Raw genomic sequence first — 20,947 nt, forward strand, 5'->3', positions numbered from 1 at the left:
CGCATAGGCGGGGCGACGTCCGCTCCTTGCCGCAATCACGTCGTTCCGACAGGCGCGCATACGGCAAGTTTCCACCCAACCTAGTTTAGTCCTCCAACGGCTTCTTCCGCGTGCAGAGCGGTTAAAAGCACGGGTCGCCTCGATTGCGCCATAACCGGACCCAGAGATCGGAAACGAGTAAGGTCGCGATCACGGCTGCTTTGCGGATCTATGCCGAAGGACGGCCGACGGGAAGCCGTCCCAGAGCGGAAGTTCGGCAGGCCTGAGTGTGAGGGTCAGGCGGCACCTTCGATCCGCCGGAGGACTATCAGCTGATGGCACGTAATATTTGCCATTTTTCTGGAATGCCCTTCAGGGTGTGGGTTCCGAAGTTCTCGAACTTGATGCCAGAGCCCGCGACCAGATCCTTCACAGTACGCGACACGAGCACGTCATCGGCACGACCGAGCCATCCAGAGTTTTCTTGTTCGTACCGGAGACCACACCATTCTGGTCGACAGTTGCGTCGGCAACGACAAGACGTTCGCATACTTCCCCCATTGGCATCGCCGCAATGACGGCACCTTTTTGGAGCGCCTGCAAATGCAGGTGTTGCTCCCGAGCAGATCGACTATGTGCTGTGCACCCATCTTCATGCCGACCATTGCGGCTGGAACACACGATTGGTAGACGGGCGTTGGATACCGACATTCCCGAACGCCCGCTACATCATGGCGCGGCGCGAGTTGCGAGCTGCGCGTAGGTACGTTCATCGACGGCGTGGTCGGCATCGGTGACGGCGATGTGACCTGGATCGTGCAGATCACCGATGGCGACGGGAAATTGATTGCCGACGACAAGGGATTTCTCGGCGAGGACAAGGTGGCGGAGGCGGCCGAGGCGATCGCCAGGAGTTTGTTGGACAAGCTTTGCAAGAAGAAGGCCTATCGAGCGAAGGGCGGATACAATGATCTGACCATTGATCACACAGTGTGCGACCTGACCAAGCCATTCGAATTGCCAGGCACCGGGGCATCGGCGGGGATCCTCTTTCGCTAGACCCCCAAGGCGACGGCGGCAGTTTCACGGTTGGCGGCATGGCCGCCGGCGTGCCCTGGTCGGGTGCCGGCAACTACACGGTCTCGCTCGATGGTGGCGGAGGCGCGATGGCGCTCACCGGGGCGTGGAAGATCACCACTCCGGTTGGCGCGTTCGGCGATAGCGGCACGATCAAGCTGACGCTGACGAAGGCCGAGGGTTGCGGCACTGAAGAGAAGAAGGCCGCGCCGGCTGCCAAGACGCCGCCAGCACAAAAGAAAAGGAAAGGGTGAAGTACCCCCCGGCCAGTGGAAGTCGACCTCGCGACGTTCCCCAGGGCCGCAATATGAAACGGCCGCAGCCACGAGGTCACCGTGCCCCTCTTGGCTAAGCTCCACTGCGAGGCGCTCGCGCGGGCAGGCGTCGACCAAGGAGTTGGGGACGAGGTGATCATGGCCAGGTGCTGACGGCGGGGCAGGGGCAGCGTCGATGGGCCAGATCCGCCTTAGGACCATAAGGCGTCATCGGGCGACTCTAATGCGTGAACGGCAACTCTGCTCCACCTCATTCCCGAAAGCCGCCCGTCAGTCTGACGGCCCATTCCAGACATTTGAAGTTCGGCACCGGAGCCCCGCTCCTAGGCCGAAGCGGCTGACCAATTGGTCACCGGTTGGTTTGCTTCTGTGTTCTCCGCATAGTGGCGTCGCCGCAAACCACTCCAAGCTTGGAACCGAAAAGTCCTGCAAATTCAGAGAGCAAAAGCTCGGGAGTAAAAAGGCGTACTCCTCAGCTTTGGAGAGTATGGGCCAACAGAGAACAAATGTGTCGCTCTCACCACTACAGCCACTCCACAGCTTTTGGCCGAAGAGCCTGCTGTTCTGCGGGGTTTCGGGGCGGCCAAGTCCAAGCAGAGAACGTTCTGGGAGAATTGAGTGGTAGAGGGAAGGCGACTGGAATCCAACATTCTCCACTTTGTGCCTCGGGCTGAGAACCGGTGCGAGGGTAAGGGCTTTGGTGGGAGGCCTGCGTCGAGACGCCTGTCGGACAAACCATTTCGGCGTGTAAGCCAACGCCACGGCAGCCAAGAGCTTCACCTAGTAAAATCATGATGTTTAGTGCCAAGCCCGCGGTAGATCTGCGCTCTTGAGAGGTTTTTCAGGTGTCGCATTAGGGCTTGGCGGAAAACACACTCTTGATATAGCTCGCAATAGTTCCGCTTGCAGACCGCAGTGGAGGCCACGGATCCGCAGCAGCGAAATAGGATTGGATGGCCGGGTCGACTACACGGAGGGTGCCGTCGATACTAGCCGTGACGATCCGGCCATCCGGCAGCGCTTCGGCTAACGAAATCATCGCCGTGTGTCCAATAATCTCGGTATCCGCGCCGACTGCAGGATCGCAGACAAGCACCGAACCGTCGCTCCGGCTGATGACCAGCCGCCCATCTCCGAGCGCGACGACATAGCCTTTTGAACAGGGGACACTCTCGGTCACCTGATTGCCAGTCGCTATATCGAAGCGGCGCATCTGTCCGGCGTAGTCGGTCGCCTCGATGGTACGGCCTGTTTCGTCGAATTCGAGCGCGACACAGCCGACGCAGGGCGGGGCCTTTGCCGGCGCGCCTGTCGCGGCGTCCCACAGCCGCGCCGTGTTGTCGGAAGACGCGGTGACGATGCGCGTCCCGTCCCGCGAGAAGGTCGCAGACTTGACCGCCCCCTCATGCTTCATAGCCTCGCCAACCGGCGCGCCCGTGGCAGCGTCCCACAGTCTAGCCGTGCTGTCGGTGGACGCGGTTACAATGCGCCTCCCATCCGGGGAGAAGGCCGCCGAGATGACTGTGTCACTATGCAGCATTGGCTTGCCAATCAGCGCGCCTGTCGCGGCGTCCCACAGCCGCGCCGTGGCGTCGTAGGACCCGGTGACAATACGCCTTCCGTCCGGTGAAAAAGCGGCTGAATTGACCCAACCCGCATGAACCTGAGATTGGAGGATCAGCGCGCCCGTCGCAGCGTCCCACAGCCGAGCCGAGCTGTCGGAAGACGCGGTTACAATGCGCCTCCCCTCTGGTGAAAACCCGGCGAAATTGACAACGTCGGTATGAGGCAGAACGCTGATCAGCGCGCCTGTCGAGGCGTCCCAGAGGCGCGCCGTACGGTCGTCGGACGACGTGACGATGCGCTTCCCGTCCCGCGAGAAGCGGGCGGACCTGACCGCCCCCTCATGCTTCATGTCGCCGACTGACGCGCCCGTTGCGGCGTTCCACAGCCGCGCCGTGGCGTCGTCGGACGCGGTAACAATGCGCTTCCCGTCCGGCGAAAAATCCGCGGAAATGACTCCACTCAAGTGTTTCATAGGCGCGCTAACCGGCGCGCCCGTCGCGGCATTCCACAGCCGTGCCGTACCGTCGGCGGAGGCGGTGACGACGCGCGTCCCGTTAGGCGAAAAGGCGGCCGACCAGACCCGATCCTCATGCTTCATGGCCGCGCCGACCGGCGCGCCGGTCACGGCATCCCACAGCCGCGTCGTGCTGTCGGCGGAGGCGGTGACTACGCGCGCCCCGTTAGGCGAAAAGGCGGCCGACCATACGTAATCTGTGTGCCCCTTCATCACTATCACCCTTGAAGCCTTGAACTTCACGTCCGAGTTCGGCTCACCACTTTTTTCATCCACTGTCCAAAGCGACAAGTGCCCGTCTGCATCCACCGTGGCATGATGGCCCGCGCCGTTGGTCACAATGCGGACGATTGGCCTCCAGTTCAGTATGGCCGCTGACTCAAAGGCCGACGTGTCAGGTGAAAACGTGGTGGTCGGGCGCTGCAACAACTGATCGACAACCGCGATCCGGCCATTGGCGAGACCGAGCAGGACTTGCAGCGACTCCAGATCACTGAGATTCAGCACCAATATCCTGCCGATAGTGGCGGTATCGATTTTTCCGGTCACGCGGAGAGCGTTTCGCCTCTGAAATTCCTTCAGGGCGGAAATGGTAGCCTCTCCCAAGACGCCGTCCTGCGGAACATTTTGCATGCCGAAGGCACGCAGCGCGGCCTGAAGCCGAGCGACGGGCATGCTGACCGTCATGGCCGTCGGCCGCACAGGCAATTCGGAAAGCACCAAAGATGAATCTCGCTCAAAAAAATAATACTTTATAGTGTAAGGACTTATGTAAGTGCCTTTCGCGCTTTGCTGGAGGGCACTCGCGTCGCTTCCTGCGCCCTGGGCCGCGAATAGCCGGTTTGCAACCGACGACGAAAGCAGGTGGGCCCGCCCCTCATTCGCCGCCCGCAATACGGGCTGGCCCGTTATCCCCCCCGCGAAGTAGAAGCTCGAGTTGTCGGAGATCACCACCAATAAATTATTGCCATCAGAGCTGGGTAGTATGTGCAGGGCCGCGACGCGCGGGAAGGAAGGTCCATTAACGAAGTGACCGTCGGAGAGGTCGTAGATGCGCGTCTCGCCGAAAATGGTGCTCGTTGCCAGTTCTTTACCGTCGGTCGAAATGGCCAACGCGGCGACAGCCGAATCGTGCGGCGCGTGCGTTTCCACCACCTTTGCCAAGGCCCAGTCGAGGCATAGCGCTGCGGCCCCGGGGCCGAGTGCCAGTCCCGCAACTAGCAGTGCCCCGCCACCCAGCCTGGTTTTGGCGGAGCGCGGCAGATGGGCGAAGACAAGCAGCGCGACGAGCGTCATGATGGCCCCGATAGAAAGCACCGCGTGAGGGGACGGCAATCCGTTCATGACGTTTTCCTCGATGAGGCTGCACTGCTTGCCCTCGCGCGCGGCGTTAGGCGTGGTCCTTCTGGCAAGTTTCCCCATCATATCGGCGAAGAGCCGCCTGATCCAGATCGTGGCAGAGATTCTCGACCGGCTCAGCCGTGAGGGCGTGCTCTATCAGGAGGGATCATGGGAGTATCTCGCCAGTGCGCTGAGGGCCTAGAGATGCGATGAACCGAGTAGTCGTGGCGCTCCGGATCGCCATGTCGTCGCTGGCGCGCGGAGGACTTGGGCGAACTAGTTGATCGGGTCGGCATCGCGTCGAACTGGCCGAGGCCCTCACCGGCCTCGCCGAGCAGCCGGTCGTGATGCGCCCGTCGTTCAGGACAAGCGCAATGCGCTCCCGGTGAATTAGCGATTGATCCTAGCAGCGGGTGATCGGGACCCGAGTCTCGGAGATCGGCCCGCAGAACTTGCGGGTGGTCGAGGATGCGTTCATGCATCGCCTAGTTTGAGCGCTGGAGGGGATCCGAACGCGACGCGTCACTCCATGGCTGGTCGCCCGACACCATCCCCGGCGGGGACGCAGCGGCGCTTGAGACAGGTGTCCCGGTTTTCATGATATAGATGCTCATCCGGACAGGCGTGCGGTCTCGGCGTGCCGATCGCGGCCGTAGACCCCCGGCCCTTTATCACGACCCCCCGAATGCGGAGCGTGATTGAGAGCAAGGGGTGGCAGCCTTCACTGATCAGGGGAATTGGCCGACGCCGGACACCGCCGCTCCATGGAGTTCCGGCCAAAGAACCCATCGCCAACTGGGGGCCCTTCTCTGGTCAGTTCGAGAAAGCACGTTCGCATTTGAGCAAGACCACAACCACCGAAGATTGACTGCAGCCTTGGAGGCCATGAGCTGTCCTGCAAATTCGCGATCGCGGCCGATGCCAATCGCGTCACCGCACAAACCTGATCTGCTCCAAGACAAGCAGGTGCGAGCGCGGGCCTCCGGATATGCTCTCCTCGTCAACGGCCAGCGGATCGGCATCCGAAAGGTTGCCGAAGTCGATGCCACATCGCGTCTCGATAGCATGTACGGGGACCTGGGTGGCCGTGCCCAGTTGCGGCGAAGTGAGGGCTCCGAAGACAAATTCCTCTTCCAGCCGCAGACTGTTCCGCTGATCCATCTCGTAGCCGGTCGCACACAGCTTGCCCGTTTCGCCGTGAATGAACGCAATGATCTTCCAGAACGCGGTAGGGATGCGGACGCCATACATCTCGGGATCGACTTCGGCGATATATGGGCCGGTAAAGACCGAGATCTTCATGTCATCTTCGCGCGCGTGCTGCAGAGCATAATCTTCCAGCGCCAGCCAGATGGGAGAGTTGAACGCCTGCATTTGGGGCGTGGCGTTGGTGACGTGCATGGAAATCCTCGTTGCCACGCTTGGCGGAAGCAACGTTGCCCCAACTCGGGTCCTCCCGCCGCGTCATATGGCCCCGGCTGAACTTCGGCGGACTGCCATAACACTCCTTCATGATCTGCTGCTCGCGGGGTACACGGGGATCCCACTTCCAGGAAACGCGCGTGCCCTTCCGCGAATGATTGCCGTTAATGTTGCATGCGCTGAGGAAACACATGCGCCTGCTGCGGCTCATAACGACCGAGAAGTGCTCGTAGCGCAGCTCGTACTGCAAACCTCCGCCATCAACCTCGAATGTTAGGACATCGTAGGAACTGCGCTTCACCTTAGGGAGATCTATTGAAAACCTGTCGCCCAGGAAATCGGGCGCGTAACCACCCCGATCGTTGTAGTCGGATGCGACCGCCTCGTCTTCCTCGACGAAATCGTCGGCATCCACGTCGGAAACCCCAGCCGGGATGCTATAGGGTCTTGAAGCCGGCGACTTGCTCGGAGAAGTGCCGAGCGACACCGTCACCGTGAGCGGCACGGTAAACGTCGCGCTTGCTCCCGCCTGCTGTCGGCTGCCGATTGGGTTCGCGCCCACTGACAATGCAAGATGTTTCTCCCGAACGGGCGTCGGGGCGCGTCGGCCAGCGCGACCACCGCGTACGTCGTCGAGAAGCTTCTTTACAACATCGGCACGTACCGCGTAGTTGGACTTGACGAAGCTGCCGCTGAAATGCAGCCCGAGTGCGACTCCTTTGTCGAGGTCAACGACCACTGACCCGGAATTGCCGCCTAGGGTCGTGCAATTGTGCCAAATCCGTGTCTGCTCGACGCGCGTTACGCCACCCGGGGCCAACCGTTTCTTATTGTACGTTTTGCCGTAGATACGCTCCATCAAATCAGGTTCCGGAATACGGCTGTCATACGCAGGATAGCCTATCGTAGCGACATTGGTCACTTGTTCGATCTGCTCTGCCAGAATAATCGGTTCGGCGAGCTTACGATCGCCAGAGAGCATTTCGATCTCAAAGAACGCGATGTCAGGGCCCGAGCTGTCCTCCACGTGTATAGGCTTAACTAGCTTGAAAATGAGCGTGTTCGGATTGTCGATCTCTTGGAGAAAATCTGCACTCGCGGCAATCCGGTCATTTATCCCCATCTTGAAAGAAAATCCCTCGCCTTTGCGGGTTACGAATTCAGATGCTACATGGCGATTGGTGACAAGAATGTTCTCGGCGACCAGCCATCCGGTCCCAATCCATTCGAGCGTTTGATTCGCCCGACCGCCGGTATCACATGGTTGAGCTGTGGCTTTGCCTTTGTCAGCCTCTCGCCCAGATCTCGCTGTCGGCTTGGTCGATGAAGACGAGGGTTGTCACATTGTCGCGAATAGCAAGAACACGCGACGCATTGCGATGCTTTCCTGCTCAAGGGTAGCCTCAAGCGCCTCAGCGGACAATTCCGGTTCGAACGCCTCCGTGTGTGATCCAAGGTCTGCGCTTTCCTCAGCAAGCTTCGGATCTGCCCTTTGAACGGAAGCCCTGAACCGGCGCAAGCGAGTAAGCTGTTCCTTAAGCGTGCTCATCGTATTCCCCGACGGCTCGAAAAGAAAAACGCTCGAAAGACTCGGAACCGCATGACAAATCACCTCGTTCCGGCAAGGCTGGGTCAGCCGTAAGGTGTACTCCGCAGGCGAAGGTTAGAGCGAACACGCGTAGAATATCAATTGCATTGGTGTTGTCCAATAGTCCATTCTTGTGCTTGCCGAGAAAGGACCCGGAACACGATTTCGGCTCGGCGGTTACGGAGGGTCTGCGCATGTTTTTCGACGTCGAAGAGCTCTATTCGATTCGCGAGCAGGCAATCAGCGGCGGCCTGCACAACAAGCGCAATCTGATGCTGATCGGCATACCCCCCGAATATGTCGCCGGGCTCGATCAGGCGGGCAACCCGGCTGACCAGCTTATGATGGACTTGGACGCCATGAACAACACCGACTCGATCGTCGGTGGCGTTGTGCCGCTGGAGCGGTGGCTGCGCAACGCCGCTTACTCGACCGGCGTGCACCCTACCAGGCAGACATTTTTTCGCGAGCGCGCCGATCTTGTGGAAAAGCAGAAGCTGGCGCAAGTTGCACCGGCGCCAGCCCGGACACGCCAGGAACGCATCCTCTTCGTTAGCGAGTTGTTGCCGTTCGGATTTTTGGCTGGCGCCATGCGTACCGGAGGTTCCGTCGCCAAGCTGACAGTTCCGCGCTTCGAGGGGGGAGAGCCTCGCAACCACCCATATTCCGACGAGCAGATGCAATATTTCGGGACCGGCTGGCTGATGGGCCCGAAACACATCATCACCAATCACCACGTGGTGAACGCCCGCAACGAAGGCGAGGCGCCGGCTGATCCGAAAGACTTCGAACTGCAGGGGCGAGGCCTTGAAGTCCAGTTCGACTACAACCAAGACAACGTCGCCGGCCAGAGGGTGAAAACGGTAAGGGCGAGCGCTTCGAACTTACCGCTCGATTACGCGATCCTGGAGCTAGAGCGAAAAATGGAGCGCCCTCCGCTTCCGCTGTGGGGAAGCGCGCTGGAGTTCAGGGAAGGCCTGCGGCTTCCCGTGAATATCATTCAGCACCCGGCCGGCGCGCCGAAGCAAATGGCGATCCGCAACAATCTCGCCGCGGCTTTGGACCGAGGCGATCTCGCCTACTACACGGATACGGATTTCGGCTCTTCGGGCTCTCCGGTTTGCAACGACCGGTGGCAGGTGCTTGCACTTCACAAAAAGGCGACGATGTCTCTGGGTAAGTTCAATTATCAAGGGAAGGAGACTGTCTGGATCAACGTCGGCACCTTGATCCGTTCGATCGTTGACGACTTGAAAAGCAATCACGCGCGTCTCTGGACGCAGATCGGCGCCACGATGGTCTGAGCGAGATCGGATCGGCGACGGTTCGCAAGCATGGCCATCATTCTCCGATCCGGCCCGCTCCTCGAAGCGAGCGTCCTCACAGCACGGCCTGCCATCCTGATCAAGGAAGGGCCGTTCCAGGTCGACGACGATCCTGCGTGGGCATCGCTCGAAGCGGATCGGCCAATTCTCGAACGTGCAATACGGAGCGTCGGACTGCTCGAAACTGACGACGCAGTGCTTCCGTTCGCATCGGGTGGCAGTCTGAGATATCCTCTTCGTCTATCCGTATCGGGGCTGTTCCTGGAACCGGAACTTGGTGTTGATCCGGCCAACGCGTCGCACTTGCCAATCGCCGCGCCACCGGCTGAGGACCTCGAAGGGACGGGAAAATTGCGCAATCGGATATTTCGCATATGACTTCCGCGAAATGCCCGAGCATGTCAAATCAGCCTTCAAGAACGTCTTCGGATAAAATCGCCTCGTGCCGGGCGTGCCGATTGAATACATTGCGGCCCTGCCGAACCAAGGCAGCCCGTCGGGTAAGCCGCGCTTCATGCTCCATGCGGTCGACAACACTGGCCGTACAATCCGAGGACACTCGGCCGTCCATTATCTGCTGACAAACAGCCGGAAGACGCGCCGTTGGGATGAGGCGAGTCCAGACACACTCCTTTCAGAACTGCATGAACGGGACAGAAGGGTTCAGTCGCCCGCTTGCTGCCTCCTTGGAATCTCCCTGGATTTACAGAGCTCACTTTGTGGATCAAAATGCCAAGGCATCTCTCTGTTGGCCATCACACACGGCACAACGAGGTGGCAGGATGATCTGGAGAGTTGAGCAGATATACGAAATCCACGACCAGGCCATTATCTCAGGCCTACACGACAAACGCGGTCTTTTGTTAATCGGAATACCCGTCGAGTATGTGGCACGGCTAGAGCGGGCCACCAACTCAAGCGAACAGCTTCTGTTGGACCTAAATGCGATGAACAACGCCGACGCACTCGTCGGCGGCGTAGTGCCTTTACAGCAGTGGCTGCGCAACGCTGCCCATTTGACTAGGGTGCACCCTACAAAGCACGCGTTCTTTCGCGAACTGGCCATTCAAGGACAAAGCCTCGGCGACGGTGACCGCGGGCGCTTGACGAATGCCGATCTGCCAGCGCCGCCCAGCGACAAACCGCCAGCGAGCCTGCCATCCGAAACGGTCAGACGCCTGCATGCCTTTATCGATCGTGCACCCCAAGAGCATACGTTTCGGGATATTTGGCGCCGATCGTCGTTCCGCAAAGGATCGAACATCGCCTTTTTGCCTTGCCGAACTACCGATTGTCCCAGGTTGTTCATCGATCGATTGGTATTGATGTCACGCTTGGCCATTGAACGGCAGGCGGAATATCGGCATCAGCAGATCGCGTGGCCGTTTGAAGCCGACGCCGCGCCCGCGAGTGCGGAATATATTGATGAAGCGTTTCGCATCTACCTGAGCGATATAATGGCATCCTGCGGCGCCGGCGTGCGGGGAACTGGATCCTCCGATGAAGATAGCAGCGCGGCACGGGATCGTTTCATCCAAGTAATCAACAAGCAGAATTTCTTCTTCTGGACTCAGATATCCTTGACTGCGCCAAACCAATGGGACCGGCAGTTGCTGAAGCGATGCCTGGAATGGTGGATGCGGATCGACCTTTCGAAAGATGTCTATCCGCTGGTCTTGTTTTTCATTAGTCACAACAAGGATCGCGATCTGCCGATCAGTCGGATTCGAACGCCGTCGGAACAGCTTTGGCAATTCATGATCGATCACACTGGTTGGGGCCGCGGCTGCCTCGACACCCTCCAGCAGGAACAACGTCCGGTCGTGCTCGATCCGCTATATCCGATCGGAGCCCCCGATCTGGTAAGATGGATCGACGCAATCGAAGGCAACCGCTGGTTTGACGTTTCGGACATAGAGAAGGACGTGACGAACTTCATCAAGGAAGGCAGCAGCCGACCAATGAAGGTGGTTGAGAACCAGTTCACGAGCAAGTGGAAACAGAAGATCAAGCCTGCTACGGGCCGGGCTTAGGAGGAGGGGCGGCGATGGTGGCGACATTTCCATTCTATCGCAGCGCGAAAGACAACTCCTGGGTCGAAAAGCCCGAGACACCGAGCGAAATAAAAGCCGCCCCGAGACGGGGAATCGAGGCACCCGATCGTTATATCGCCGGAGAAGAGCTGGAAGCAGCGGTCAATGCGGCGCTGCTCCTGGGCATGCCGCTCGTCGTTACGGGCAAACCCGGCAGCGGAAAGACGCAACTCGGCTACGCGGTTGCCTACGCGCTGGGATATCCCTGCCTGAAGTTCAACACGAAATCGACCTCGCAAGCTAAGGACATGTTCTATACGTTCGACATCGTCGGCCGCTTCCACGCCTCGCAGATCGACAGATCGGACCGGGCTTCGTCCGATCCACGCCGTTTCATCTCCTATCAGGCCCTCGGCATCGCCATCCTGCTTTCCCGCGTGAAGGGCGAGGTCGCCAATTTTCTGCCGATTGCGCGGAAGGAGGGCGACGACGCGACGATACTCGGGGCGATGGACGACGAGGAGCGGAAGGCCATCGAGGCAAAGTGGCCGGCCGCCGGTTTCCGGTCCGTGGTCATCGTCGACGAGGTCGACAAGGCCCCACGAGACTTTCCGAATGACATTTTGAACGAGATAGAACAGCTTAGCTTCAATGTCGGCGAATTCGGTACGATCGGGAGAACCGAAACACCGCGGCCGCCCGACGACAAACGGCCTTTCGTGATCTTTACGTCCAACAGCGAAAAGCAGCTGCCCGACGCATTCCTTCGACGCTGCGTCTACCACAATATCGATGATCCCGACCCGAAGCAGCTCACGGCCATCGTGCAAGCCCGGCTTGGCCGGAAACGCTTTGCCGACCCCAACGCCGCCGTCGCGAAAAAAAGCGCTGTTGAAGGCGATGAGAAGATGGCCCAGGAAGCAATCGATTTCTATCTTGTGCTGCGCGACGGCGAAGTCCTGTCGCTTCGCAAGCCTCCAGGTGTGTCGGAGCTTCTGAACTGGCTGCAATCGCTTGTCGGGACAGGCGCCGATCTCGACAAATCGCTGTCGGCCCAGGTACCAGAGCTTGTCGCACGGTCGATGGTTATGCTGATCAAGACGCTCGAAGACCGCGACGTGATCATGCCCAAGCTTGACGGCCTTCTTAAGGACGTATCGAAGTCTTAGGATGATGGCCCCGGCTGCCGAAATGGTCTCCCCGCGCGCGCCGACGCCGCCTGCCGTGGCGCGCGAGGACGAGCTTGAGCTTTTCCTTGCCGCAGTAAGGGCATCGGGCATCGCCGTTGGGACTCGCGAAACAATCAGCGCCTATCAGCTCCTCGACGCAGCAGAGCGGAATGCCGCCAGCCCTGCCTACGTTCGGGCCATGTTCTGCGGCCTTCTGGCGCGTTCGACGGAAGATCAGCGCAAAATCGCCGAGGCATACAACAACACGGTCGGCGGCGGAAAGGAAGGACTAGGCGCCCCAGGTGAAGGAGTCGGTCCGAAGGCCGGTCAAGAAAGGGTAGCCGGATTGCCCGCACGGCTCGCCGGCGCGCTGCGATGGGTCGAGCCCGCCTGGATTGCCGCATTGATGGCCGCCGCCATCGCGATAGTGCTCGCTGCCTCTCTGATCCCGCCTGCACAGGATTTCGAGAAGTCCCCGATCACCCCCCCGGTTGCGGTCAACCCCGAAAAATCGACGCCGGTGACCCAAGTACCCAATGGCGTCTGGACACCCGACCTTTTGATTGCCGAGATCGACCGGTCGATCCTGGCGCATGGGCTGTCGCCCGCACCGACGCTTGCCGAGCTCCAGCTTGTGTGGCCGCCACGCGAACTCTCCGGCAACCGCAGCCTGTCGCTTCCCGAACTGGTCAACAGGATGGCGCTGCCGCCGGATGAACCGCTCGACCTTGCCGACGCCGATGTGCGCCGGCGAATTGGCGAGAGCTTCGCCGATCTCGGCGTAGCGCCTGCACCCGCCACTGCGGCGCTGCAAGCGCCGGCGGCAGTATATCTCGCCGCCGCCATCGAGGGCATCACCGCAAGGTCCGGCGAGGCCCTTGCAATGGTACGGACCGACAAACTTGCTGCCGAAGCGGCCGCGCCGAGGGAGCAGCGCGTCCAGACCTTCCGTGGGTTGATCGAGGATATACTGCCGTTCGGCTCCGAGCTCGACAAGTCCGGCCCCGATGTCGTCGACATTCTCGACCGAGCCTATTGGATCACCGTTAGCGGCGAGCAGGTTCCCGAGGGAGCATTCGCCGATGCAAGCTGGCGCCCTGCCACCGCCGCTGCGATCGTCACCGCACCACCATGGCTTCGGCCGGCCGCGTTCGCCGCTCCGATCCTGTTGCTAGGAATATGGTTTGCGCTTCGCGCCGGCCGGCACGACGAAGACCTGCAACCCAGCTACCGGATGGCCTTGCCGGACAATCCGCTGGATCACGAAATGGTCGTCGCCGCTCCGGCCGATATCCGCGCCAACCGCACTGACAAGCAATGGATGGCGCGCGTTGCCCGCTCGCTCAACGTTCGGCAGCATATCGCGGCAATCGCCATCGACGCGGAGAAATCGGTCCATGGATCGATCCTGCGAGGCGGCGTCTTCACGCCTGTGGCAGGTGAGATCACATCTTCGCCGGCCTATCTCATCCTGATCGAGGCGAAATCCGGCCTCGACCAAGAAGCGCAGCGCCTGGAAGCCCTGCACTTGCGGCTGGCCGATGCCGGGGTTCCGGTGCTGCGCTATTTCTTCATAGGAAGCCCCTCCATGCTGTTTCCCACTTGGGGAAGCCGCCCGCAGGCCATCGAAGAGGTGGCCGGCCAGCATTCCGATCGCCGCCTTATCATCCTCGGTGAGGGACATGGTATGCTGAAGCCGTTCAGGATGCGGCCACAGCCGTGGACGAGCGCGCTGCTTCAGTGGACCGATCGCGCCATGCTGACACCCAGGCCAGTAAACGAATGGGGCATGGAAGAGCGGGCCATCGCGCGCGACCTCAACATTCCGATCGGGCGCGCCACTGTCGAAGGCCTGCTCGGCCTTGCCGAATTGCTCCGCATCAACGGCCGCGGCAGCACGCAGCATTTCAGGACGGTGGCATTCGCCGACGGGATCGAAATTTCCGCACTCCCCGAGCAATTGAAGTCGCAGCCTCATCTGTTCCTTTCCGAGGCGGATCCGGACACCGGCGAGCCTGACCACCCGCTGTGGACATCGCTGCGGGACGACCTCGCCTTGTATCTCGACACCGCCGGAATGATCTGGCTTTCGGTGCTCGCGCTTTATCCCGCCTTGATTTGGGATCTAACGATCTATCTCGGCCGGAACCTCAAGCTGGGCGGGCGGGAACTCTATGCCGAGCCGCGTCTTGCGGCGCTCACCCGTCTGCCATGGCTGCGCGAGGGCCAGATGCCGCGCTGGCTGAGAAGACGCCTGATCGACGACCTGCCTGCCGAACTGAAACAGGATGCGCTGGACCTGATCTGGGCAATTCTTCGCGAGCACGACAGCGCCGCAACCAAGCCGGCGATCGGCGGCTTGCAGCAATCCGAGCGGATCATCCCCTACCGCGCGCGCAAGCCGGCCGGAGACCCGCTGTTCAGGACGATGGTAATCGAGCAGGAAGGTCTTCGCCGCAGAGGATTTGGAGAACGCTTTGTCGATTTCCTGCGCGTGCATTGGGAAAATGTCGTGGCCGCAGCTGTGCTGGCCGCCGCCGCTTGGCGCGTTGCGCCTGCGCCCGACGACGGCGCCCTGCTTCCCGGCGGCTATGTGCCGCTGACGGTGCTGGCCGCGTTGCCATTGCTGGCCGGCCTGTGGCTGTTGCGGGACCGAATTTTCGTCAGGCCTCTGCGCTACCTTTTGCGGCTGTCTGGGCGAATGGCGAAAAGATCGTAACCGTTACATTGGCGCGACGCTGAGGAAAAATGATCGTCCAGACGCTCGTCGGACCGTATTTCAAGTTCGGCACATATGGATTGCGATTCCTGGAACATTGAAGTTCCAGTTTAACGAGTTCTCGCAAGCCCCAACTCGCCAGCATTTATTCGCCAAATGAAAACGTCCGGCGGTGGCATTATTGTTCCCGACTACAAAACGCTTCTTGGCCACTCGACCGACCGCCGCGAAGCAGCCAACGGCGACGAGAAAAAGTAATTAATTGCCGCATGCCGAAGGCTGATCGCCGCCGACCGGCTGGGCTGGAAGAAGCATGCCGAGCGCAGCGACGTCGAACTGGTGATGGGCCTGGGAGACTAGCGCCAACTCACTCGCCGCTCCCGGATGAAGCCAGCAGGTGGATCGACGAAAGGCTCGGAGCCATCAGTGCGTCGCGCCGGGCGGCTGCACGCCGATGGCAGGAAGAATTTCTTTGACTTTGTCGGGAAACTTGACATTGCCGGTGGCGTGGCAAAGCACGTCGCCATCGGCGACATAGCCGGTCTTCAGATCGGTCAAGACGAAACTGACAGCCGTGCCTCCGCTGTAGCTGAGCTCGTCGCCCCAGAAAATCGTGGTGAAGAGGTGCTTTTTGATCCTGTAGTGGCCTCCGCTCTTCAGCATCTTAGGCGAAAGCAAGTAGGCATTTGATTCTTTTGCTTCTTTGTCGATCAGACACGCGATTTCGCTTATGGCTTGCAACTCCGCAAGCCGCGACTGGCCTTCGCCTTTGTCGGCCAGTTCATCGAAAAGCGTCTGGGCCGTGTCGACCAAAGATTTGATCCGCCGCTCGGCTGGAGTCAGGCGGTTCCGGTCTGGGCCGTTCGCAGCGCCCTCGTCTTTCGCCTGCCTTGCACCACCGCCGGCCGTTGATACATTCCCCGGATCGTCTCCCGGGCCACTGGCAGCCTCGCGCTCGCCGCCTGCGTACTCGTCGTCAATCGGCGGGGCGCTGCTTCCGTCATCCTGTCCAGGCTTCAGCCGATCGTCATCAACTGGGGTATGCGCTAGAAGCGGCTCCAACTGCATCTTCAGGCGAAGGACGCACTCCAGGCGCCCGATCAAATCCCGCTTGTCCGCTGCTGGCGCCCCCAGCACCGGGCCTCCGGCGATTACCACATGGTTGACGCCCGCATCAATCAGTTGACCAGCGACAGCTGGATAGAGTGCATAATTGTCGAGTGCAAGCTGTCGGCCCTCATAGCTTGTCTCGGCTTTGAAGAAAGACAGCAGGTGAGCGACCGCCTCAACGCCGGCGCTCGCATCCGCCAGGATCGGAAGCATGGCCTCCGTATGGGTCATCGCCTCTTCCACTTTGGCCAGTTGGCCCCGCATTGCCTCTTCGAGTGCAGCAATCCGCATGGAAAGCGCTCGCCAGCTCGCTATACGGGCCGAGATGGCCTCATCGCCTAGCACCACCAGCGAAGGCGTTTGGCCCGTCCGTTTCTTGACGCGCGCGGCGATTGCGGCAGCGATCTCGCGGATGGCTGAAATCGCCAGGATGACCACCTCGAAATCTAACGCACCATCGATATCGGTCGCTCCCGACGGCGGCTGCACCTCGGCTATTTGGGTGTCCTCGGGGCCGGCGCCTTCTTCCTTGACGCCGGCTTCTTCTTTTCCGTTGGGTTGAACGTCCACCTTATTCCGCCCTCCGCCAGCCAATCCGACCTGTTCCGACTGATTCCGTCCGCTGTCGCCATGCCGATCCCGGCCCGACATTCGTCGGGTCGACCGATGACCAAATGAGATGTTCAGACTCCAAGGGCTTTCAGCATGACCGCGGCGCCGCATTGCTTTGATACTGCCGTCGGATCGTATTTACCGTCTTTCACATACTTGCCTTTGTTGTAGTGATTGGAGAAGCTCCAAAGATAGGGCGTGTTGACATTGCGGCCGCGATAGCCCCATCCGTTGTAGCTTTCGAAGCGGTAGAGGCCCTGCGCAATCGACCAGTCCTCCTGGCCGGCATAGCCCTTCATCGTAAGTGCGTCGATCGCGCTGGATTCCCAGTCGCTTGGCGGGTTCCATTTCTTCGGGCGTCCCTTCGGCACCTGAACCGTCCGCTTGCTGAGAGGGTCGCCATTGTGCAGATGGCCCTTGAAGTTGAAGCTGCCTTCAAGTGCATGCGTGATGCCGACGAACCACCACGGTACTCCGAGTGCCGTGCCTACCTTTTCGTAGCGCGGGCGGAAATCGTTCAGCTTCTTGACGTACCAGGCCACTTCGCCGTTTCGTTCAGGGCGAATCCGGCAAGCCATGTAGAGGGCCTCGTACTCGGCCTTGAGCTTGCCGAAGTCGGGAGCCGCGGCTTCCTCGGCCGGAACCGCCGAGGCTACCCCGCTGTGATAGGCCTGGAACAGGCGCGCCACTTCGTCCGACATGGCCACGTCGGCATCGTCGATGATTTCCTCCAAGGCGACCAGCCGGTGGAGGAGCGCTACCGGCTCGAGCGCCGCGATCTTCGCCTCGAGCCCCGCAAGGGTATCATTGCCGACGTCAGGCGCGGCGAGGCCACCTTCGCCCGGCGCAGGCGGAGCGTCGAGGACGACGTCCCCGATGCTTTCGAGCGGCATATAAGCAATGCGGCCTTCGGCGAGAGCTTCCTCCCCTCCATATGCGCGGGCCAGGGGATCCGCGCCGGCGAGCGCGGGGAACGAAAGGGCGGTGATCTCCTCGATATGCCTGATCCCCACCTGGAAGGTGCGGTAGGCGCCCAGGACAAATCCCTCTACGGCTTCGGTGCGGCTTCGGCGCTCGAGGAGTTCGCGAACAAGATCGCCTTGGCTCAAAACATAGCCGGTCGCATGCAGTCCGCCGCCTGCCTTGGGCATGACGACGATCTTCCAGAACTCCTGCGGAATCTGGGCATTGCTGGGCGCCAGTTCCGGATCGTCGTTGCGGAACACAGGACCGGTGAACACGCAGGCTCTGAAACCCTCCGTGCGCGCGCTGTCGAGGATGTAGTTCTCTAAGCCCTGCCAGAGCGTCTTGCCCTGGTTCAAAGAAGAGTGCTGTAGCGCCGAGTTGGTGTAGTGGAAGGTGTCATCATTGGCGAGTTGAGCGTCGCTGCCCCAGTTCGGATCCTCGCGCCTGACCATATGACCGCGATCGATTTCGGCGTCGCGGTAAGCAGCCTCGCCGAGCTGCAGGTCGCGATCGATGCGCAGGTCATAAAACCACTGGTCGTCGCCGCGCTTGATACGGACCGCTGCGCTTCCATCGATGTTGCCGGCAGTCACGCGCGGCGACCGCCTGCCCTTCGAGAACAGAACTCCGAAATGGGTGTAGCGCAACTCATATTTGCGCCTTTCCTCAGCGTCCGACGGTTGCGCGAGGTCATCGGCGATGTCGTCCACGAATTCGGGCCAGGGCACTTCCAGACCGTCGCCGAGGAAGTGCGGATCATATCCGTCTCGGCCGGCGAGATCGGAACTCTCGTGGAATCCGTCCGGGCGCTCCTTCTCGGAAATACCCAGCGCGATTCCAGCGACCGTCGTCCTGGGACCCGAAAGCAGATTCTTCAAGGTCTCGGAACTCACGGCCGCATTCTGGACTCCGAAATCTCCGGAGAAATGCAGTCCAACGACTGCCTCCTGCTCGAGACTGACCAGGCACGACCCCGAATTGCCGCCCAGCGTCGTACAGTCGTGCGACAAGACCGTTCCCTCACCGCCCGTCATGATCAAGCCGGGAGCGAAACGCTTCACATCATAGAGATCGTTGAAATACTGCCGCATTTGCGACAGGTCGTTGCGGTCGTCAAAAGCGGGGTAGCCAATGGTGGCGACAAGTTCCCTGTCACGCCCGCGCCTTGAGGCGAGTGGAATCGGTTCCGGCGACAGTCCGTCACGAATTTCGATCTCGAGCAGGGCGACGTCCGCCTCCGTATCGTCGGCTAGGTAGATGATGCTCGTCACCGGCAGCATGAATGCGTCTCCTGGGGCGGAGTCCACCTCCTCACGCATGTCGAGCTTGGCGGTGTAACGCGCGCCGATCGGCGAGCGCAGGAAGATGCCCGTCCCGTCCCGGCCGCGTCTTGCCACAAGCTTCGCGACATGGCGGTTCGTCACGACCTTGCGGCGGCCGCTGGGCGCTTCGTCAACAACAAAACCTGTGCCGCCCCAACGCATGGCGTGATTCACGAACTCGACTCGCCCTACAGACGGGATGAACCGTCCGACGCGGTGGGCGTGCGCCTCCGTGAATTGCGGCAGCAGGGGCACGGGTTCTAACACGACCTTGTCGTTGCGGATGAGCATGGGCGGACGTCCGACACGCCGGACTATGGCTTCAAGTCCAACCGGATTGCTGACTGAATCGAGTGTTTGCCGCGGGGCGCCGAGGCTTTCCAGGCCCGCCCGTTCTAGGGGCGGGGAGATTTCCGACGGATCCACACCGAATCGGACGGGATCGATGCGGCCTTCGACGATCGCGCGGTCGACTGCCGAAAGCACGTCGCCGGTCATGCGCGGCAGCAAGGTCTCCAGCCGGGTCCGCGATTCCTCGCGCGCGGGCGCACTCGGTGCAATCGTGGCCTCGGGCCCGGCCGCACGGTCTTCAACATGGCTGTGGTCCGGCATGCGGCTGTAGTCCGACGTCAGTCCGGGATCCGAGTCCGGAATGGACGGGAACTCGTCATACGCGCCCGCTATCCCTTCGTCGCCGGTAAACCGCATGAGGAATTCCACCTCATCGTCGGTATAGGCCGGATCCCAATGCGTGTTCTCGGGCACGTTGGAATGCCCGTAATGCCCGCCTCTGGTATCCCACGTGCGGGCATCGCGATTGTGCCCGCCCGGATCCCGGCCGTTTCGGGCGGGCTTGGGGCGTCCGTTCGGCCAAACCTTCGGCACACCATGGGTGGCCTCGATCCAGCGGCACAGCCGCGCGACATTGCGAAGCGTAGCCTTCGATTTTGGGCGGTGGGCGAATCCCACGACTTCTATCTGGATCGCAGAGTCACGGTTTGTCTGTACGCCGCCCGGCGGATTTCTCAACGCCCGTGCGGCAACGTTGGTGTCGATGTGCTGATAGATCTTTCTTTCGTCTACCGTAAAATGAGGATCAGAACGGTTGGCGCGGAATGCACTAAACGCGCCGGCTGCGCTCGCCCCCTCAGTAGTGTGATGCACTATCCTGAATGGTCCACCGGTGAATGAACCGGACGATCCACTTATAGGCATCCATTCGGCGCTCTGATATCTGGCCAATTTTTGGCCCCTACCGCACAAATGAGAGATAGATAATTTCGAGTATCGTCACAGCAACGTGTTTCCGTCACGACGACATGAGATCATAACTTATTGGTCGTTTTAACGCTGCAATTATAGGCGCTGGCACTTTTCAGAGCGAGCCGCCTTCCGCTGATCGGGTTTTAAATTATATTAGACCATGGGTTGAATGGAAATTCAATCCCAATTGCATCCACGGAGCACTAGGCCAATAGACTTTGTTTTAAGATGGGCCGAGGACTCCGCTCGCAGCTCCCTTGTGTTCTTCAACTGCAAGACATTGGTGCAGTAACGCGGCCTGCTGGATTTCGACGGACGCCTTGGCAGGGTGCGTCGCGAGCGCACCTCCGAGTGCACCTGAGCGCTTGGGGGTGCAACGCTTACGAGTCGTGAAGACTTGGAGCCGGGCGGTGCAAGCGGGGCTCGCCCTAACCTTGTCGAATGAGCGCGGTAGCCTGAGCCAGGGCCGCGTGCATTCTCCCGTCTATAGGGGGGCGGCTACATAGTCGGCAACTGGCGTGCGAGCACGTTTCGCACGTTCGACACCTGCCATTGCCCGCCACGAGCGGTGCGCACGCCGCGGTTGCTGAGCGCGATGGGGATCCCTCTGAGACTCGTCACACCGGCACGCTGGATTGCCTGCACAATCGGCAGAACGGTAGCGGC

At 60.6% G+C, this 20,947-nt stretch carries 11 protein-coding genes and 1 pseudogene; 7 read left to right on the plus strand and 5 right to left on the minus strand.

The window, feature by feature from the left end:
• Positions 1 to 456: 456 nt before the first annotated feature.
• The 3 genes and pseudogenes from AC0L28_RS27550 to AC0L28_RS27560 form a co-directional block, all read left to right on the plus strand.
• Positions 457 to 731 (plus strand): annotated as a pseudogene (locus AC0L28_RS27550) (MBL fold metallo-hydrolase); the annotation flags it as partial.
• A 52-nt stretch (positions 732 to 783) separates the two neighbouring features.
• On the plus strand, positions 784 to 1,038 hold the full coding sequence (locus tag AC0L28_RS27555; protein ID WP_473481429.1) for a hypothetical protein: 255 nt from the start codon (positions 784 to 786) through the stop codon (positions 1,036 to 1,038).
• Between the two features lie 38 nt (positions 1,039 to 1,076).
• Positions 1,077 to 1,310 (plus strand): hypothetical protein, encoded by a 234-nt coding sequence (locus tag AC0L28_RS27560; RefSeq protein WP_473481430.1) that lies wholly within the window; start codon positions 1,077 to 1,079, stop codon positions 1,308 to 1,310.
• Positions 1,311 to 2,184: 874 nt separating this feature from the next.
• Here AC0L28_RS27560 and AC0L28_RS27565 read toward each other — a convergent pair.
• The 3 genes from AC0L28_RS27565 to AC0L28_RS27575 all read right to left on the minus strand — a co-directional run bounded on the left by AC0L28_RS27565 (position 2,185) and on the right by AC0L28_RS27575 (position 7,396).
• Positions 2,185 to 4,836, minus strand: coding sequence for a peptidoglycan-binding protein (locus AC0L28_RS27565; RefSeq protein ID WP_473481431.1), 2,652 nt, complete (start codon positions 4,834 to 4,836; stop codon positions 2,185 to 2,187).
• 846 nt (positions 4,837 to 5,682) lie between these two features.
• The gene (locus tag AC0L28_RS27570; RefSeq protein ID WP_473481432.1) at positions 5,683 to 6,153 is read right to left on the minus strand and encodes a DNA/RNA non-specific endonuclease; all 471 of its coding nucleotides are present in this window, start codon (positions 6,151 to 6,153) and stop codon (positions 5,683 to 5,685) included.
• Complete coding sequence (locus tag AC0L28_RS27575) at positions 6,056 to 7,396, minus strand: trypsin-like serine peptidase (RefSeq protein WP_473481481.1); 1,341 nt, start codon at positions 7,394 to 7,396, stop codon at positions 6,056 to 6,058. Before AC0L28_RS27575 ends, AC0L28_RS27570 begins: the two co-directional genes overlap by 98 nt.
• 560 nt (positions 7,397 to 7,956) lie before the next feature.
• Between AC0L28_RS27575 and AC0L28_RS27580 the strand changes: the two genes are divergently transcribed.
• From AC0L28_RS27580 to AC0L28_RS27595, 4 genes are all read left to right on the plus strand, one after another.
• Positions 7,957 to 9,066, plus strand: a complete 1,110-nt coding sequence (locus tag AC0L28_RS27580; protein WP_473481433.1) for a trypsin-like peptidase domain-containing protein — start codon at positions 7,957 to 7,959, stop codon at positions 9,064 to 9,066.
• Between the two features lie 803 nt (positions 9,067 to 9,869).
• Positions 9,870 to 11,120, plus strand: coding sequence for a hypothetical protein (locus tag AC0L28_RS27585; RefSeq protein ID WP_473481434.1), 1,251 nt, complete (start codon positions 9,870 to 9,872; stop codon positions 11,118 to 11,120).
• Positions 11,121 to 11,134: 14 nt separating this feature from the next.
• On the plus strand, positions 11,135 to 12,289 hold the full coding sequence (locus AC0L28_RS27590) for an AAA family ATPase (protein ID WP_473481435.1): 1,155 nt from the start codon (positions 11,135 to 11,137) through the stop codon (positions 12,287 to 12,289).
• Between the two features lies 1 nt (position 12,290).
• Positions 12,291 to 15,008, plus strand: a complete 2,718-nt coding sequence (locus AC0L28_RS27595) for a hypothetical protein (RefSeq protein WP_473481436.1) — start codon at positions 12,291 to 12,293, stop codon at positions 15,006 to 15,008.
• A gap of 423 nt (positions 15,009 to 15,431) precedes the next feature.
• Here AC0L28_RS27595 and AC0L28_RS27600 read toward each other — a convergent pair whose 3' ends face one another.
• Both AC0L28_RS27600 and AC0L28_RS27605 read right to left on the minus strand, forming a co-directional pair.
• Positions 15,432 to 16,688: a hypothetical protein gene (locus tag AC0L28_RS27600; protein ID WP_473481437.1), complete on the minus strand. Its 1,257-nt coding sequence runs from the start codon at positions 16,686 to 16,688 to the stop codon at positions 15,432 to 15,434.
• Positions 16,689 to 16,801: 113 nt separating this feature from the next.
• Positions 16,802 to 20,233, minus strand: a complete 3,432-nt coding sequence (locus AC0L28_RS27605) for a DNA/RNA non-specific endonuclease (protein ID WP_473481482.1) — start codon at positions 20,231 to 20,233, stop codon at positions 16,802 to 16,804.
• Positions 20,234 to 20,947 lie beyond the last annotated feature (714 nt).

The sequence above is a fragment of the Mesorhizobium sp. WSM4847 genome, from assembly GCF_055811335.1.

Coding starts and splice junctions, on each gene's coding strand:
- AC0L28_RS27560 (WP_473481430.1), top strand. CDS start 1,077: ATGGCCGCCGGCGTGCCCTGGTCGGGTGCCGGCAACTACACGGTCTCG.
- AC0L28_RS27565 (WP_473481431.1), bottom strand. CDS start 4,836: ATGATGGGGAAACTTGCCAGAAGGACCACGCCTAACGCCGCGCGCGAG.
- AC0L28_RS27570 (WP_473481432.1), bottom strand. CDS start 6,153: ATGCACGTCACCAACGCCACGCCCCAAATGCAGGCGTTCAACTCTCCC.
- AC0L28_RS27580 (WP_473481433.1), top strand. CDS start 7,957: ATGTTTTTCGACGTCGAAGAGCTCTATTCGATTCGCGAGCAGGCAATC.
- AC0L28_RS27585 (WP_473481434.1), top strand. CDS start 9,870: ATGATCTGGAGAGTTGAGCAGATATACGAAATCCACGACCAGGCCATT.
- AC0L28_RS27590 (WP_473481435.1), top strand. CDS start 11,135: ATGGTGGCGACATTTCCATTCTATCGCAGCGCGAAAGACAACTCCTGG.
- AC0L28_RS27595 (WP_473481436.1), top strand. CDS start 12,291: ATGATGGCCCCGGCTGCCGAAATGGTCTCCCCGCGCGCGCCGACGCCG.
- AC0L28_RS27605 (WP_473481482.1), bottom strand. CDS start 20,233: ATGCCTATAAGTGGATCGTCCGGTTCATTCACCGGTGGACCATTCAGG.